We start from the raw sequence: 15580 nt of genomic DNA on the forward strand, positions 1-15580 counted from the left end.
TGGCGCTAGCTGTCCACATCTCCTCCGGCGGGCTGCGGCCGAGCCGCGCGGCTTCCTTAGACTCCTTCAGGACCCGCCAGGAGAAGAGTGCATGAGTAACGACAACGAGAACCAGGCTGGCCTGCTCCAGCCCGAGGCCCTGTCCAGGGCCGTCAAAGAAGCGAGCGCGGCCATCGAGGCCGCCGAGACCCTCGAGGCGCTCGCCGCCGCCAAGTCCGCGTGCCTCGGCGACAAGGCCCCGGTGTCCTTGGCCCGCCGAGCGATCGGCTCCATCCCCGGCAAGGAGCGCGGCGAGGCCGGACGGAACGTCAACGCCGCCCGCGCCGAGATCACCGAGGCGTACGAGGCCCGCAAGGTCGTCCTCGAAGCGGCCGAGGCCGAGCGGATCCTCCGCGAGGAGACCCTCGACGTCACCGCCCGCACCCCGAGGCGCCGCACCGGCGCCCGACACCCGGTCAACGTCCAGATGGACCGCATCGCCGACCTGTTCGTCGCGATGGGCTACGAGATCGGCGAGGGCCCCGAGGTCGAGCTCGAGTGGTTCAACTTCGACGCGCTGAACATCCACCCCGACCACCCCGCCCGCACCATGATGGACACGTTCCACATCGCCGACGGCGACGGCGGCTACGGCTCCAACATGGTCCTGCGCACCCACACCTCGACCGTGCAGATCCACACCATGCTCACCAAAGAGCCGCCGATCTACACCGTCGCGCCCGGCCGCGTCTACCGCACCGACGAGCTCGACGCCACCCACTCGCCGGTGTTCCACCAGACCGAGGGCCTCGTGGTCGACGAGGGCATCACCATGGCCGACCTCAAAGGCACCCTCGACCACTTCGCGAAGTCCGTGTTCGGGCCCGACGCCAAGACGCGCCTGCGCCCGTCGTACTTCCCCTTCACCGAGCCGAGCGCCGAAGTCGACGTCTGGTTCTCCGCGCACAAGGACGGCGCCCGCTGGATCGAGTGGGGCGGCTGCGGCATGGTCAACCCGCGCGTCCTGCGCGCCTGCGGCATCGACCCCGACGTCTACTCCGGCTTCGCCTTCGGCATGGGCGTCGAGCGCGCGCTCATGCTGCGCCACGGCATCACCGACCTGAGGGACATCATCGACGGGGACGTCCGCTTCCCCGCCGGCCTGCGAGTGGAGGAATAACCGATGCGGATCCCAGTCTCCTGGCTGTCCGAGTACGCCGCCCTGCCCGAGGGCCTCTCCACCGCCGAGCTCGACACGGCCCTGGTCGACGCCGGCCTCGAGGTCGAAGCGGTGCACGACCTGCGCGAGCAGGTCACCGGCCCGCTCGTCGTCGGCCGGGTCGCCTCCATCGAGGAGCTCACCGAGTTCAAGAAGCCGATCCGGCACTGCCATGTCGAGGTCGGCGAGGACGAGCCGCGCTCGATCGTCTGCGGCGCCCGCAACTTCGCCGAAGGCGACCTCGTCGTCGTCGCGCTCCCCGGCGCGGTGCTGCCCGGCGGCTTCGCGATCGGCTCGCGCAAGACCTACGGCCGCCTGTCGGACGGCATGATCTGCTCGGCCAGCGAACTGGGCGTCTCCGAGGACCACTCGGGCATCATGGTCCTGCCCGAGGGCGCCGTCGGCGAGGACGCCCGGCCGCTGATCGGCCTCGACGACGTCGTCTTCGAGCTGGCCATCACCCCCGACATGGGCTACTGCTTCTCGGTGCGCGGCATCGCCCGTGAGGTCGCCCACCGCCTCGGCGTCGCCTTCACCGACCCGGCCGACAAGGCCGTCGAGCCGCGGGCGACCGACCAGCCGCCCTACCCGCTCCGCGTCGAGACTGACGGCTGCACCCGCTTCACGCTGCGCGCCGTCCGCGACGTCGACGCGAACGCCGAAGCCCCCGAGTGGATCGCCAAGCGACTCGTCCAGGCCGGCATGCGCCCGCTCGGCCTGGCCGTCGACGTCACGAACTACCTCATGCTCGAACTGGGCCACCCGCTGCACGCCTTCGACCTCGACCGGCTCTCCGGCGACCTGGTCGTGCGGCGCGCGAACGAGGGGGAGAAGCTCACCACCCTCGACGACGTCGAACGCGCGCTCGACCCCGAGGACATGGTCATCTACGACGGCTCGGGCCCGCTGTCGCTCGCCGGCGTCATGGGCGGCCAGTCCTCCGAGGTCGGCCCGGACACCCGCAACGTCCTCATCGAAGCGGCCCACTGGGATCCCGTCTCGATCGCACGCACCTCCAGGCGGCACAAGCTCACCAGCGAAGCCTCCAAGCGATACGAGCGCGGCGCCGACCCGGCGATCAGCATGCTCGCGGCCCAGCGCGCCGCGGACCTGCTCGTCGAGTACGGCGGCGGCACCCTCGGCATCGAGGTCGCCGACGTCGACCACCGCAAGCCGGTCACGCCGATCGAGCTGCCGGTCGAGTTGCCCGCGAAGACCATCGGTGTCGACTACGAGCGCGCCACGGTCGTCGCGATGCTCGAAGCCGCCGGATGCGCCGTGGAGGGCGGCGACGTCCTCACCGTCACACCCGCCTCCTGGCGGCCCGACCTGACCGACCCGGCCGACCTGGTCGAAGAGGTCGCGCGGCTCCACGGCTACCAGCACATCCCGTCGAGCATCCCGCGCGCCCTCGCCGGAACCGGCCTGACCGCCGAGCAGCGCCGCCGCCGCCGCGTGGCCCGCGCGCTGGCCGACAACGGCTTCGTCGAGACCTACACCTTCCCGTTCGTCCCGCACGAGCGGGCCGACGAGCTGGGACTGGACGAGCAGGACCCGCGTCGCGACGCCATCGCGGTGCTCAACCCGATGGACGACGGCGCGCCGCTGCTGCGCACCACGGTGCTTGCGAGCCTCGTGGGCGCCGTCAAGACGAACCTGGCGCGCGGCACCAGGGACCTCGCCGTGTTCGAGGACGGCCTGGTCTTCCAGCCCTCCGAAGGCTGGACCGAGCTCGAGACCGTCGAGCTGCCGGTGTCCGAGCGCCCGGGCGACGAGGCGATCGCCGCGGCCGTGCGGCGCCTGCCGACGCAGCCGCGGCACCTCGCCGCGATCCTGTGCGGCCAGGCCGTCCCGAACGGCGTCGATGCGCCGGGGCGGCAGGTCGACTGGGCCGACGCGGTCGAGGCGGCCGAGATCGTCGCCGATGCCTCAGGCGTGACGCTGGAGACCGCCCAGGGCGAGACCGCGCCGTGGCACCCGGGCCGATGCGCCCGGCTGAGCGTCGACGGCGAGGTCGTCGGCCACGCCGGCGAGCTCCACCCCGCGGTGTGCGAGGCGCTCGGACTGCCCGGGCGCACCGCCGCGATGGAGCTCGACCTGACCGCGATCCCGCTGCCGCCGCTCGCGCCGGCGCCGGTCATCTCCCACTATCCGGCGACGCTCATCGACGTGGCGCTGGTGGTGGCCGAGGCCGTTCCGGCCGGCGAGGTCGAGACCGCGCTGCGCGAGGGCGCCGGGGAACTGCTCGAGCGGCTGCGCCTGTTCGACGTCTACCGCGACGCGAAGCTCGGCGAGGGTCGCAAGTCCTTGGCGTTCAAGATGGAGCTGCGCGCGCACGACAGGACGTTGACCAACGAGGAGGGCGTCGCGATCCGCGACGCCGCCGTCGCGCTCGCCGCCGAGCGCTTCGGAGCGGCGATCCGCGAGTAGCGATCCGCCTGGTCGGGCCGGTGGGGTTCGCCCCCGCCGGCCCGTCTCTTTGCGACGGTATTGGGCCGATAGTCGGGTGCCGGGGCATGCCGGATAGTCCGCGCCTTTTACCCTACGAGAGTGAATAATGGGAACCCCTCTCGCGAAAGTGACGGCCGGAGACGCACGGGTGGCGCCGCGCGCGGCAGCCACCGAGCCGGTTCCCGCGGTTTCGCGACGGGCGGCGCCGGACGGCACCGCGCCTCGGGCGGGCCGGGGTTCCGACCGAGCCGGCTCCACCTGCTCTTCGCCGCCGCCGGCTGCGCCGTCATCGCCGCCGCCATCACGGTCAGCGTGGGCCTCCTGCGCAGCGAGGACCCCGGCTACAGCGCCGGCAACGAGGCGGACGCGCCGCTGCTGTACTCCAACGGCACGGCGCTCCCCGTGGACTTCGCCGAACGACACCCGAGTCTCGCCGCCAAGGTGTTCGGCGAACTCGAGTCCCGATGGGGCATCACCACCGAGGAGCTCTACGACGCCGGGGCGAACCCCGACGGCCACCGCGTCGCCCTCACCCTCGACCAGCACCTCCAGGAGACCGCCGAGTCCACCGCGGCGCCCGGCGGCGTCGTCGCCGTCGAGCCCGGCTCCGGCGCGGTCCTGTGCTACTACGGCGGCGAGGACGCCACCGGCGTCGACCAGGCCGGCGCGGCCTCCCCGCACCCGCCGTCCGCGGTGTTCGACATGATCACCGCCGCGACCGCCCTGGAGAACGGCGCCTCCATCGAATCGTGGTGGCCCGGCGAGGACGCCGACGTCACGCTCACCGAGGCCGTCCGCGAATCCCACCCGACCGCGATCGCCGCCGTCGCCGAGGAATACGGCGCCGACGCCGTCCTCGGCACGGCCGTCGACCTCGGTCTGACCGCGATGGGCGACGCCGACGGCACGGTGCGCGTCTTCGAGGGCGGCGAGGCCGACGCGAGCGCCTTCGACGCCGCCGAGTTCGGGACCTACCCGGTCAGCGTCATCGACATGGCCACCGTCTACGCCACGATCGCCAACGACGGCGTCCACGCCGAGACCCACTTCGTCGACCGCGTCGTCGACGGCTCCGGCAACACGATCAAGCCGGTCGAGGGCATTCCCACCGCCCAGGCCGTCCGGACCGAGACCGCACGCGACCTCCAGTACGTCGGACTCGGCACCGGCGACGCCATCGAGGACCGCGAGTTCTTCGGACTCGAGGGCACCTGGAGCGAGGGGCCCGCGCAGTCCTGGTACGTCGGCGCGATCCCGCAGCTGAGCGTCGCGGCCTGGGTCGGGGAGGCCGACTCGGCCGGCGGCACGGGGCTCCCGGTGTGGCGCAGCGTCATCGACACCGCGATCGAGGTCATGGAGTACGCGCCCGAGCCGTGGCCCGGCGTGGTCGGCGCCGGCGACGACGTCACCGACGGCATCGAGAACGACGATGGCTCGATCGATCCCGGCAGCGAATACTGCCAGGCCAACCCCGAAGCGGACGCCTGCCGGGAGGAAGCGGAGCCGACCGAGGAGCCCACCGAGGAGCCGACCGAAGACGAGCCCACTGAGGACGAGCCGACCGAGGAGCCCACCGAAGACGGGCCGACCGAGGAGGAGCCGACGCAAGAGCCCACACAGGAGCCCACTGAGGACGAACCGACCGAAGACTGCGGCTGGTTCGACCCCGACTGCTAGGGTCGGCGGATGGCACCGAGGCCCTTCCCTGAGTCGAAGGCAGCGCTGCCCGTCGCCGTCCTCCTGACGCTCGCCGTCGTGGCCGTCGCGCTCTGGGTGCGCGCCGATCCGGTCTCCCCGCCGTTCCAGGGCCTCGACGACGCCTGGCTGGGCGTCATGGGCGGACCCCACGACGGCGCCCTATGGGTCGTCGCCGATGCCTTCAACCATTCCGGCGGCCCGGTCGGGATCGCGATCGTGCTGGTCATAGCGGGGACGCTGCTCGTGCTGCGGCGCTGGGCGTCGGCGCTGTTCGCCGTCGTCGCCGTCACCGCGACCTACTACCTCGTCGACGTCCTCAAGCTCGTCGGCGATCGGGACCGCCCGCCCGATCCGATGGTCGGGGTCGCCTCCAACGCCTTCCCTTCGGGCCACGCGGCCCGCATGGCCTCCCTGGTCGTCGTGCTCACCGTCGTGGCGGTCCCCGTGGCCGCCAGGCGCTGGTGGTGGCCGCTCGCGGCGGCCCTGGTCCTCGCGATGATGTGGTCGCGCACCTGGCAACACGCCCACTGGCTCACCGACACCGTCGGCGGGGCCGCCTTCGCCATCGGCGTGTCGATGCTGTGCTGGCGCGCGTTCGATCCGCTGCTGCGGCGCGAACGCGAGCGGCGCGCCGACATGGCACGAATCCGCGATGCACCCAACGGAGCCAAGGCCTTACCGTTGGCACCACCACTGCCCGACCGCCCGAAGGGCTCACGATGACCTCCGAATCCCAGCAGCCCGGACAGCAGCCGCCCCAGCCGCCTCCGACGTACCCCTACCCGCCCCCGTACGGCTACCCGTACGTGCCGCCCCGCCCGTACAACGGCATGGCCATCGCCGCGATGATCGTCGGCATCGTCGGCGCCTGCAATCCGATCGGGATCCTCGGCCTCATCTTCGGCACGATCGCCAGGCGGCAGATCCGTGAAACGGGCGAGCAGGGCGACGGCTTCGCCGTCACCGGCATCGTCCTCGGCTGGATCGGCGTCGCATCGGTGATCTTCTGGGTCCTGTATCTGCTGGTGGTCTTCTCGATCTGGGTGCCGTTCGTCTCCGAGATGAGCGGCCCCGACAACTGGCCGACCACCGGCCCCAGCGACTTCCCCACGTGGCTGTGGTCCAAGTCCTGACGGCGGTGGTGACCGCGGTCGCTACCACCAAAGTAGGAGCCGCGTCTCGGCACTGAGGCCGACGCGGGCGCGGCGCGGCCGTGATGGGATGGGGTGCATGATCGGCCACTTCCTCAGCGCCCGACGCGCCGAGCTCATCGCCGCCGCCGCGCTGTTCACCGCCGGTGCGATCCTCATCGGCCTGGGCAGCTTCGAGCCGTACGCGCCCTGGGTGCCGCTGCCGGTGCGGTTCATTCCCCTGGCCCTGGTCTGCCTCGGCGTCGTCGTCAGGAGGACCGACCCGCTCTGGTGCCTGGGCCTGGGAAGCGTCGGGTTCGGCATGGAACTGCTGCTCGGCCTGTCGCTGGGGACCGTGTTCGTCTTCACCGACAACCTCTACGCCTTCGCCCGCTACGGACCGCGCCGCGGCATGAGGATCCTGCTGGCGGCCTGCGCGGCGGTGATCGTCGCGTTCGGCGTCTGGGCGGCCTTCGACGGCGCGGCGGCCGGCGGCGTGCTCAGCACCATGGCCATCGGCGCGCTCGTCCTGATAGCGCCGCCCGGCACCGGCGTCATCGTCCGCCAGGCCCACGACCGGGCCAGCCTGGAGGCCGAGCGGGCCGAGCAGATCGCCCGGCTGGCCGATGTGCGCCGCCGCGAGGCGGTCCTGCGCGAGCGCACCCGCATGGCCCGCGAGCTGCACGACACGGTCGCCAACTACCTGAGCGCGATCGCCTTGCAGTCCACCGGCCTGCAGGCCCGCAAGGACCCCGATCCGGAGACCGTCCGCGCATCGGTGGCCGCGATCCGCCAAAGCAGCGTCGAGGGCCTCGCGGAGCTGCGGCGCATCATCGGGCTCCTGCGCACGGCGGACACGGGCGAGGAGCTCGCCTCCCACCGGCTCGACCAGGTCCCCGCGCTGATCGATCGGATGCGCCGCGCCGGCCTGGCGGTCGACTTCGCGAACGTGGGACCCGAACGCGAATTGCCGGCGGAGACCGAGACCGCAGCCTTCCGCGTCGTCCAGGAGGCTTTGACGAACGCCCTCAAGTACGGCAAGGACGCCTCGGTCGCCCTCGCCTACGAACCCGGCGGCCTGACGGTGGAGGTCACGAACGCCATGGACCCCAAGGCCGCCACCGTCCCCGGCGGCGGTTCCGGGCTGATCGGCATGACCGAGCGCGTCAGGCTGCTCGGCGGCACCGTCCGGGCCGGACCCGAGGCCGGCAGGTGGCGGGTCCGCGCCGACATACCGGCAGGAGTACACGCCACATGACCCGCACTCGTCGCCCCGCCCAGCCGGCTCGCTGCGCTCGCCTCTCCCCGAACCGGAGTGAACACTGATGATAAGGGTCCTGCTCGCTGACGACCATGCCGCGGTGCGCGCCGGCTTGCGCATGCTGCTCGACAGCGCCGACGACATCGAGGTGGTGGACGAGGCCGCCGACGGCGTCGAGGCCGTCGAGCTCGCCAGGCGGCTGTCGCCCGACGTGGTGGTCATGGACGTGCGCATGCCCCGCAAGGACGGCATCGCCGCGGCCGCCGAGCTGCGCGGCGTCGCCGACGTCCTCGTGCTCACCAGTTACGGCGACGACGCGAACGTCTTCGACGCCCTCCGGGCCGGTGCGAGCGGATTCCTTCTCAAGGACGCCGACGCCGAGACCCTCGTCGACGCCGTGCGCGTCGTCGCCCGCGGCGACGGCCTGATCTCTCCGGCCGTCACCCGCAAGCTCATCGCCGAATTCGGGCGCACCCGCCCCGCCTACGCGTCGATCCCGGTCGAGAGCGAGGGCCTCGCGGCTCTCACACCCCGTGAGACCGAGGTGCTCGCCCTGATCGGCGAGGGCCTCGCGAACGCGGCGATCGCGGCCGAACTGGGCATGGCCGAGGCTACGGTGAAATCACACGTCACGCGCCTGCTCGCGAAACTGGGCCTGAACAGCCGCGTCCAAGCCGCCATCTTCGCCCGTGAACAGGCCCGATAGCCGATCCCACGTACTGGAATAGGCCGTTGAACCTCGGCATGGATGCTGATACATTAGCTTGCATAAGCATTCAACCCGGAGGTTTCCAGTGACGTACCAGGTCGCCGTGGCCGGCGCCAGCGGCTACGCGGGAGGCGAGGTGCTGCGGCTGCTCGCCGACCACCCGCAGCTCGAGGTCGTAGCCGCCAGCGCGCACAGCCAGGCCGGTGAGCCGATCACCGCAGTCCACCCGCACCTGACCGCCTACGGCGACCGACGATTCTGCGAGACCACCCCGGACGCCCTCGCGGGCGCCGACCTGGTCGTCATGACCCTCCCGCACGGCCAGTCCGGCCCGCTGGCCGCCCAGCTCGGCCACGACGTCAAGATCGTCGACCTCGGCGCCGACCACCGGCTCGAGGACGCCGCCGCCTGGGAGTCCTACTACCACAGCCCGCACGCCGGGACCTGGACCTACGGCCTGCCCGAGCTGCCCGGTCAGCGCGCGGACATCGCCGCTTCCAACCGGGTCGCCGCCACAGGCTGCTACGCCGTCGCCGCCACGCTCGCGCTGCGCCCGCTCATCGAGGCCGGCGTCGCCGAGCCCGACGACGTGGTCGTCGTCGCGGCCTCCGGCACCTCCGGGGCCGGCAACGCGCCGAAGAAGCACCTGCTCGCCAGCGAGGTCATCGGCTCGATGAGTCCCTACAAGGTCGGCGCGCACCAGCACGCGCCCGAAATCAAGCAGGCCACCGGCGCGACGAGTCTGACGATGACCCCGCTGCTGGCGCCCATGCCCCGCGGCATCGTCTCCACCGTCACCGCCAAGCCCGCCGGCGACGTCACCGCCGCCGACGTGCGCGCGGCCCTGTCGAAGGCCTACGACGCCGAGCACTTCGTGCGCCTGCTGCCCGAAGGCTCATGGCCCGCCACGGCCTCCACCTACGGCACCAACGCCGCCCACCTCCAGGGCACCGTCGACATCGACTCGGGCCGCCTCATCGTGTGCGCCGCGATCGACAACCTCGGCAAGGGCGCCGCCGGGCAGGTCGTCCAGTGCGCCAACCTCATGCTCGGCCTTCCCGAGGCCGCCGGCCTGACCGTGAACGGAGTCGCACCGTGACGATCACGACCCCGGAGGGCTTCCGGGCCTCCGGCATCACCGCCGGGCTCAAGGAGTCCGGCAAGTCCGACCTCGCGCTCGTCGTGAACGACGGCCCCTCGCAGGTGGCCGCCGGCCGCTTCACCGGCAACCGCGTCAAGGCCGCCCCGGTCAAGTGGTCCCAGCAGGTCCTCACCTACGGCAGGCTCAAGTCCGTGGTCCTCAACTCCGGCGGCGCCAACGCCTGCACCGGCCACGAGGGCTTCCAGGACACGCACGCCACCGCCGAGAAGGTCGCCGCCGCCCTCGGATGCGGCGCCGCGGAGGTCGCGGTCTGCTCCACCGGGCTCATCGGCGAGCGCCTGCCGATGGACAAGCTCCTGCCCGCCGTCGACGAGGCCGCCGCCGCGCTCAGCGAGACCGGCGGCGCAGCCGCCGCCACGGCCATCATGACCACCGACACCGTCGCCAAGAACGCCGCGATCACCTCCCCGGCGGGCTGGACGGTCGGCGGCATCGCCAAGGGCGCCGGCATGCTCGCGCCCGGCCTGGCCACGATGCTCGTCGTCCTCACCACCGACGCCGAGATCGACGCCGAGACGGCCGACGCCGCGCTCGGCACGGCCTGCCGGTACTCCTTCGACCGGCTCGACTCCGACGGCTCGATGTCCACGAACGACACCGTCCTCCTGCTGGCCTCCGGCGCCTCCGGCGTCCGGGCCGGCGCCGACGAGGTCACCACCGCGTTGACCGAGCTGTGCAAGGACCTGGCCCGGCAACTGCTCTCGGACGCCGAGGGATCGACCAAGGACATCGCCATCACCGTCTCGGGGGCGCGGACCGAGGACGACGCCGTCGAGGTCGCCCGCTGCGTCGCCCGCGACAACCTCGTCAAGACCGCCATGTTCGGCTGCGACCCCAACTGGGGCCGCATCCTCGCCGCCGTCGGCTGCGCGAAGGCGCCGTTCGACGCCGACCAGGTCGACGTGGCCGTCAACGGCGTCTGGATCTGCAAGGCCGGCGCCGCGGGCGAAAGCCGCGACGAGGTCGACCTCAAGGGCCGCGACGTCACCATCGACGTCGAGCTCCACCACGGCCCGGCGTCGGCCACGATCTGGACCAACGACCTGTCCCACGACTACGTCCACGAGAACTCGGCTTACTCCACATGAGCGGCATCGAAGACCTGGCACCGCACCTGAAATCGGCGCTCGGCAAGGCCGAGACGCTCATTGAGGCCCTGCCCTGGCTCCAGCGCTTCGCCGGGCAGGTCGTCGTCGTCAAGTACGGCGGCAACGCCATGATCCGCCCCGAACTCCAGTCGGCGTTCGCCGCCGACATGGTGTTCCTGCGCTACGCCGGCATCAGGCCCGTCGTCGTCCACGGCGGCGGCCCGCAGATCTCCAAGATGCTCGACAAGCTCGACATCGAGTCCGAGTTCAAGGGCGGGCTGCGCGTCACCACGCCCGAGGCCGCCGACGTCGTCCGCATGGTCCTGGTCGGCCAGGTCGGCAGGGAGCTCGTCGGACTCATCAACAACCACGGCCCGCACGCGGTCGGCATGAGCGGCGAGGACGCCCAGCTGTTCACCGCGAAGCGCCGCTGGGCCGATGTGGACGGCGAGCGCGTGGACGTCGGCCGCGTCGGCGACGTCGCCTCCGTCAACACCGCCGCGATCGACGACATCATCGGCGCCGGACGCATCCCCGTCGTCTCCACCGTCGCGCTCGACCACGAGGGCGTCCTGTACAACCTCAACGCCGACACCGCCGCGGCCGCGCTCGCCGAGGCGCTCGGCGCGCAGAAGCTCGTCATCCTCACCGACGTCGAAGGCCTGTACGCGAACTGGCCCGACAAGGACTCGCTGCTGCGGCAGGTCACCACCGCCGAGCTCACCGAGCTGCTGCCGAAGCTCCAGTCGGGCATGGTTCCGAAGATGGAGGCCTGCCTGCGGGCGGTCAAGGGCGGCGTCCCCCAGGCGCACGTCATCGACGGTCGCGTCCCCCACTCGACGCTGCTGGAGATCTTCACCTCCGACGGCGTCGGCACGATGGTCATGGAGGAACAATGACCTATTCGGACGAACTCAAGGGGCGGTTCGAGGCCGCCCTCATGGGCAACTACGGGCTGCCGCCCGTTGCCATCAGCCACGGCGAAGGCCGCCACGTCACCGACGTCGACGGCAACACCTACCTCGACATGATCGGCGGCATCGCCGTCTCCAGCCTCGGCCACAGCCACCCCGCGCTCGTCGAGGCCGTCGCCACCCAGGCCGCCCGGCTCGCCCACACCTCGAACCTCTACCTGCACGAGAAGGAGGTCGAGCTCGCCGAGAAGCTGCTCGAACTCGCGCGGGTCGAGGGCAAGGTGTTCCTGTGCAACTCCGGCACCGAGGCCAACGAGGCCGCCCTCAAGCTCGCCCTCCTGGCCGGCAAGGCGAGCGGGCGGACCAAGATCGTCGCCGCCGAGAACGGCTTCCACGGCCGCACCCTCGGCTCGCTGTCGATCACCGGCAAGGCCGCCATCCGCGAGCCGTTCGAACCCCTCGGCCGGAACGTCGCGTTCGTGCCCTACGGCGACACCGACGCCCTCAAGGCCGCCGTCGACGAGACCACCGCCGCGGTCTTCCTCGAACCCACCCAGGGCGAGGCCGGCGTCGTCGCCGCCGCGCCCGGCTACCTCGGGGCCGCCCGCGAGATCACCGCCGCCTTCGGCGCCGCCCTCGTGGTCGACGAGGTCCAGTCCGGCTTCGGCCGCACCGGCGCCTGGTTCGCCCACCACGCCGCGGGCATCACCCCCGACGTCATCACCGTCGCCAAGGGCATGGGCGGCGGGGTCCCCATCGGCGCCGCCATCGGCATCGGCCCCTACGCCGAGGTGCTCACCCCCGGCACGCACGGCTCCACCTTCGGCGGCAACCCGATCGCCTGCGCCTCCGTGCTGGCCGTCATCGACACCATCGAACGCGAGCATCTATTCGACAACGTGCGGACCCTCGGTGAACGCCTCGACGAGCGGCTCTCGGGCGACGGCCGCATCGAGCAGGTGCGGGGCAGCGCCCTGTGGCGCGGCATCGCCCTCGCCGAGCCGGTCGCGGCCGCCGTGTGCGCGCACCTCGCCGAACACGGTGTGCTGGCCAACCCCGTGAGGCCGGAGACGGTCCGGATCGCGCCGCCCCTCACCATCACCGCCACCGAACTCGACGAGTTCTGCGACAAACTCATCGCGGCGCTCGACGAGGTACAGCCAGCCCCAGGAGGACGACCGTGACCCGGCACTTCTTGCAAGACGACGACATCACGCCGGCCGAACAGGCCGAGCTGCTGCGCCTCGCCGCGGCCATGAAAGAAGACCGCCACGGCTTCGACGGCCTGAACCACGACGGTCGGCTCCAGTCGGTCGCGGTCGTGTTCGAGAAGCCCTCGACCCGCACCCGGCTGTCCTTCCAGATCGGCATCGCCGAACTGGGCGGCAACCCCGTCGTCGTCGACTCCCAGTCCAGCCAGCTCGGCCGCGGCGAGACCATCGCCGACACCGCCAGGGTCCTGTCCCGCTACGTCGACGCGATCGTCATCCGCACCTTCGGCGACGACCGGCTCGCCGAGCTCGCCGAGCACGCCACCGTCCCGGTCGTCAACGCCCTCACCGACGGCTGGCACCCCTGCCAGCTCCTGGCCGACCTCCAGACCATCGCCGAGCACCGGGGGAGCACCCTCCACACGCTGCGCGGCACCCATATCGCCTACGTCGGCGACGCCGCCTTCAACATGGGCAACTCCACCGCCATCGCCTGCTCGATGGCCGGGATGCACGTCCGTGTCGGCGCCCCCGCCGGCTACCAGCCCGCCGCCGACGTGCTCGCCCGCGCCGCCGAGATCAACGCCGCGACCGGCGGTTCGCTCACCGTCACCGAAGACCCCGTCGAGGCCGTCGCCGGCGCCGACGTCGTCACCACCGACGCGTGGGTCTCCATGGGCATGGCCGACAGGGGCCAGCGCCTCGCCGACCTCGCCCCTTACCAGCTCAACGACGAACTCCTCGGCCACGCCGCCGAGGACGCGATCGTCCTGCACTGCCTTCCGGCCCACCGCGGCGAGGAGATCACCGACGCCGTCATGGACGGCCCGCATTCGAAGGTCTTCGAGCAGGCCGAGAACCGGCTCCACGCCCAGAAGGCCCTGCTCTCCTGGCTCCTCGGAGGCGAGCGGCCATGAGCACGCACCGCTCGCCCCGCCCGCCGGCTCGCCTCTCCCCGAACCGGAGTGAACGCTGATGAACCAACCCGCCACCAAGGCCGCGCGGCAGGCCCGCATCGTCGAACTGATCTCGAACCAGGCGATCAAGTCCCAGTCCGAACTGGCCGAACTCCTCGCCGAATCAGGCATCGAGGTCACCCAGGCGACGCTCTCGCGCGATCTCGAAGAGCTCGGCGCGATCAAGGTCCGCGGCACCGACGGCGGCAGCGCCGTCTACTCGATCTTCCCCGAAGGCGAACGGCCCCTGCGCGACGCCGAGGCCGCCCCCGACCGCCTCAAGCGGCTGCTGCGCGAGCTGCTCGTCGGTGCTGACTACTCGGCCAACATGGCCATCCTGTGGGTCCCCCCGGGGGCCGCCCAATACCTGGCCAGCGCGATCGACCGCTCCGGCCTGGCCGACGTCATCGGCACCATCGCCGGCGACGACACCATCGCCGTCATCGCCCGCGACGGTGTGATCGGGCGCCAGGTCGCCGACCAGATGCTCCAGTGGGCCGGCAAGGCCCCCACCCAAGACGCCGGAGGCGACGACGCCTCCACGGAGACCACCATCCCTTACACCACCAGTGAGATGAAGGAGAACAGCAATGACTGAGAAGGTAGTGCTCGCCTATTCGGGCGGCCTGGACACGTCGGTGGCGATCCCGTACCTGGCCGAGCAGCTCGACGCCGAGGTGATCGCCGTGGCGATCGACGTCGGCCAGGGCGGCGAGGACCTCGAAGCCATCCGGGAGCGGGCCCTGGGCTGCGGCGCGGTCGCCGCCGAAGTGATCGACGCCCGCGAGGAGTTCGCCGCCGAGTACTGCTTCCCGGCCGTTGCCGCCAACGCCCTCTACATGGACCGCTACCCGCTCGTCTCCGCGCTGTCGCGCCCGCTCATCGTCAAGCATCTGGTGGCCGCCGCCGAGAAGCACGGCGCGACGATCGTCTCCCACGGGTGCACCGGCAAGGGCAACGACCAGGTGCGGTTCGAGGCCGGCCTCGCCGCGCTGGCCCCGCACCTGAAGATCGTGGCGCCCGCCCGCGACTTCGCCTGGACCCGCGACAAGGCCATCGCGTTCGCCGAGGAGAAGCGGCTCCCGATCGACGTGACCAAGAAGTCGCCGTACTCGATCGACCAGAACCTGTGGGGACGGGCCGTCGAGACCGGCTTCCTCGAGGACATCTGGAACGGACCGGTAGAGGACATCTACGCCTACTCCCAGGACCCCGCGCAGCCGCGCGAGGCCGACGAGGTCGTCATCTCCTTCGAGGCCGGCAAGCCCGTCGCCCTCGACGGCGTCGCCAAGTCCGCGTTCGACCTCGTCCACGACCTCAACGAGCGCGCCGGCGCCCAGGGCATCGGCCGGATCGACATGGTCGAGGACCGGCTCGTCGGCATCAAGAGCCGCGAGGTCTACGAGTCCCCGGCCGGCATCACGCTCATCGCCGCCCACATGGAACTCGAGAACGTGACGCTCGAGCGCGAGCAGGCCCGCTTCAAGCGGAACGTCGACCAGCGCTGGGGCGAACTGGTCTACGACGGCCTGTGGTTCTCCCCGCTGAAGCACAGCCTGGAGGCGTTCATCGCCGACACCCAGGCCCACGTCTCCGGCGAGGTGCGCCTGACGCTCCACGCCGGCAAGGCCACCGTCACCGGCCGGCGCTCCGAGGCCAGCCTCTACGACTTCGACCTGGCCACCTACGACGAGGGCGACTCCTTCGATCAGTCCAACGCGCGCGGCTTCGTCGAGCTGTGGAGCCTGCCGTCCAAGCTCGCGGCCGCCCGCAACGAGCGGATCAAGGCCGAGGGCAAGTAG

General features: G+C 71.7%; 14 protein-coding genes. All 14 read left to right on the forward strand.

Translation table 11 applies throughout. The annotated features are described in order from the left end of the window. Window positions 1–91 precede the first annotated feature (91 nt). The 14 genes from pheS to ACYVK3_RS17645 all read left to right on the forward strand — a co-directional run bounded on the left by pheS (window position 92) and on the right by ACYVK3_RS17645 (window position 15580). Window positions 92–1159 carry a phenylalanine--tRNA ligase subunit alpha gene (gene pheS, locus ACYVK3_RS17580; protein ID WP_460498632.1) on the forward strand — a complete coding sequence of 356 codons (1068 nt, stop codon included), beginning with the start codon at window positions 92–94 and terminating at the stop codon, window positions 1157–1159. 3 nt (window positions 1160–1162) lie between these two features. Further along, window positions 1163–3628: a phenylalanine--tRNA ligase subunit beta gene (pheT, locus tag ACYVK3_RS17585; protein ID WP_460498633.1), complete on the forward strand. Its 2466-nt coding sequence runs from the start codon at window positions 1163–1165 to the stop codon at window positions 3626–3628. Between the two features lie 120 nt (window positions 3629–3748). Further along, window positions 3749–5326 carry a penicillin-binding transpeptidase domain-containing protein gene (locus ACYVK3_RS17590; RefSeq protein ID WP_460498634.1) on the forward strand — a complete coding sequence of 526 codons (1578 nt, stop codon included), beginning with the start codon at window positions 3749–3751 and terminating at the stop codon, window positions 5324–5326. Between the two features lie 9 nt (window positions 5327–5335). Further along, complete coding sequence (locus ACYVK3_RS17595; protein ID WP_460498635.1) at window positions 5336–6070, forward strand: phosphatase PAP2 family protein; 735 nt, start codon at window positions 5336–5338, stop codon at window positions 6068–6070. Further along, on the forward strand, window positions 6067–6480 hold the full coding sequence (locus ACYVK3_RS17600; RefSeq protein WP_460498636.1) for a DUF4190 domain-containing protein: 414 nt from the start codon (window positions 6067–6069) through the stop codon (window positions 6478–6480). Before ACYVK3_RS17595 ends, ACYVK3_RS17600 begins: the two co-directional genes overlap by 4 nt. Before the next feature lie 97 nt (window positions 6481–6577). Beyond that, complete coding sequence (locus ACYVK3_RS17605; RefSeq protein ID WP_460498637.1) at window positions 6578–7735, forward strand: sensor histidine kinase; 1158 nt, start codon at window positions 6578–6580, stop codon at window positions 7733–7735. 67 nt (window positions 7736–7802) lie between these two features. After that, window positions 7803–8444, forward strand: coding sequence for a transcriptional regulator (locus ACYVK3_RS17610; protein WP_460498638.1), 642 nt, complete (start codon window positions 7803–7805; stop codon window positions 8442–8444). An 88-nt stretch (window positions 8445–8532) separates the two neighbouring features. Continuing rightward, on the forward strand, window positions 8533–9546 hold the full coding sequence (gene argC, locus ACYVK3_RS17615) for an N-acetyl-gamma-glutamyl-phosphate reductase (protein WP_460498639.1): 1014 nt from the start codon (window positions 8533–8535) through the stop codon (window positions 9544–9546). Next, window positions 9543–10697, forward strand: a complete 1155-nt coding sequence (gene argJ / locus ACYVK3_RS17620) for a bifunctional glutamate N-acetyltransferase/amino-acid acetyltransferase (RefSeq protein ID WP_460498640.1) — start codon at window positions 9543–9545, stop codon at window positions 10695–10697. Before argC ends, argJ begins: the two co-directional genes overlap by 4 nt. Beyond that, a complete protein-coding gene (argB, locus tag ACYVK3_RS17625; RefSeq protein WP_460498641.1) occupies window positions 10694–11596 on the forward strand; it encodes an acetylglutamate kinase in 903 nt (300 codons plus the stop codon). The genes argJ and argB overlap by 4 nt, the downstream gene beginning before the upstream one ends. After that, window positions 11593–12795, forward strand: a complete 1203-nt coding sequence (locus ACYVK3_RS17630; protein WP_460498642.1) for an aspartate aminotransferase family protein — start codon at window positions 11593–11595, stop codon at window positions 12793–12795. The genes argB and ACYVK3_RS17630 overlap by 4 nt, the downstream gene beginning before the upstream one ends. Beyond that, window positions 12792–13739: an ornithine carbamoyltransferase gene (gene argF, locus ACYVK3_RS17635; RefSeq protein ID WP_460498643.1), complete on the forward strand. Its 948-nt coding sequence runs from the start codon at window positions 12792–12794 to the stop codon at window positions 13737–13739. Before ACYVK3_RS17630 ends, argF begins: the two co-directional genes overlap by 4 nt. 58 nt (window positions 13740–13797) lie before the next feature. After that, window positions 13798–14376 (forward strand): arginine repressor, encoded by a 579-nt coding sequence (locus ACYVK3_RS17640; protein ID WP_460498644.1) that lies wholly within the window; start codon window positions 13798–13800, stop codon window positions 14374–14376. Continuing rightward, a complete protein-coding gene (locus ACYVK3_RS17645; protein WP_460498645.1) occupies window positions 14369–15580 on the forward strand; it encodes an argininosuccinate synthase in 1212 nt (403 codons plus the stop codon). The genes ACYVK3_RS17640 and ACYVK3_RS17645 overlap by 8 nt, the downstream gene beginning before the upstream one ends.

This window comes from Glycomyces tarimensis, assembly GCF_054776215.1.

Excerpts from the sequence above, each read along its gene's own strand:
- ACYVK3_RS17595 (WP_460498635.1), top strand. The coding sequence starts at position 5,336 with ATGGCACCGAGGCCCTTCCCTGAGTCGAAGGCAGCGCTGCCCGTCGCC.
- pheT (WP_460498633.1), top strand. The coding sequence starts at position 1,163 with ATGCGGATCCCAGTCTCCTGGCTGTCCGAGTACGCCGCCCTGCCCGAG.
- ACYVK3_RS17645 (WP_460498645.1), top strand. The coding sequence starts at position 14,369 with ATGACTGAGAAGGTAGTGCTCGCCTATTCGGGCGGCCTGGACACGTCG.
- ACYVK3_RS17600 (WP_460498636.1), top strand. The coding sequence starts at position 6,067 with ATGACCTCCGAATCCCAGCAGCCCGGACAGCAGCCGCCCCAGCCGCCT.
- ACYVK3_RS17640 (WP_460498644.1), top strand. The coding sequence starts at position 13,798 with ATGAACCAACCCGCCACCAAGGCCGCGCGGCAGGCCCGCATCGTCGAA.
- ACYVK3_RS17630 (WP_460498642.1), top strand. The coding sequence starts at position 11,593 with ATGACCTATTCGGACGAACTCAAGGGGCGGTTCGAGGCCGCCCTCATG.
- ACYVK3_RS17605 (WP_460498637.1), top strand. The coding sequence starts at position 6,578 with ATGATCGGCCACTTCCTCAGCGCCCGACGCGCCGAGCTCATCGCCGCC.
- pheS (WP_460498632.1), top strand. The coding sequence starts at position 92 with ATGAGTAACGACAACGAGAACCAGGCTGGCCTGCTCCAGCCCGAGGCC.
- argB (WP_460498641.1), top strand. The coding sequence starts at position 10,694 with ATGAGCGGCATCGAAGACCTGGCACCGCACCTGAAATCGGCGCTCGGC.
- ACYVK3_RS17610 (WP_460498638.1), top strand. The coding sequence starts at position 7,803 with ATGATAAGGGTCCTGCTCGCTGACGACCATGCCGCGGTGCGCGCCGGC.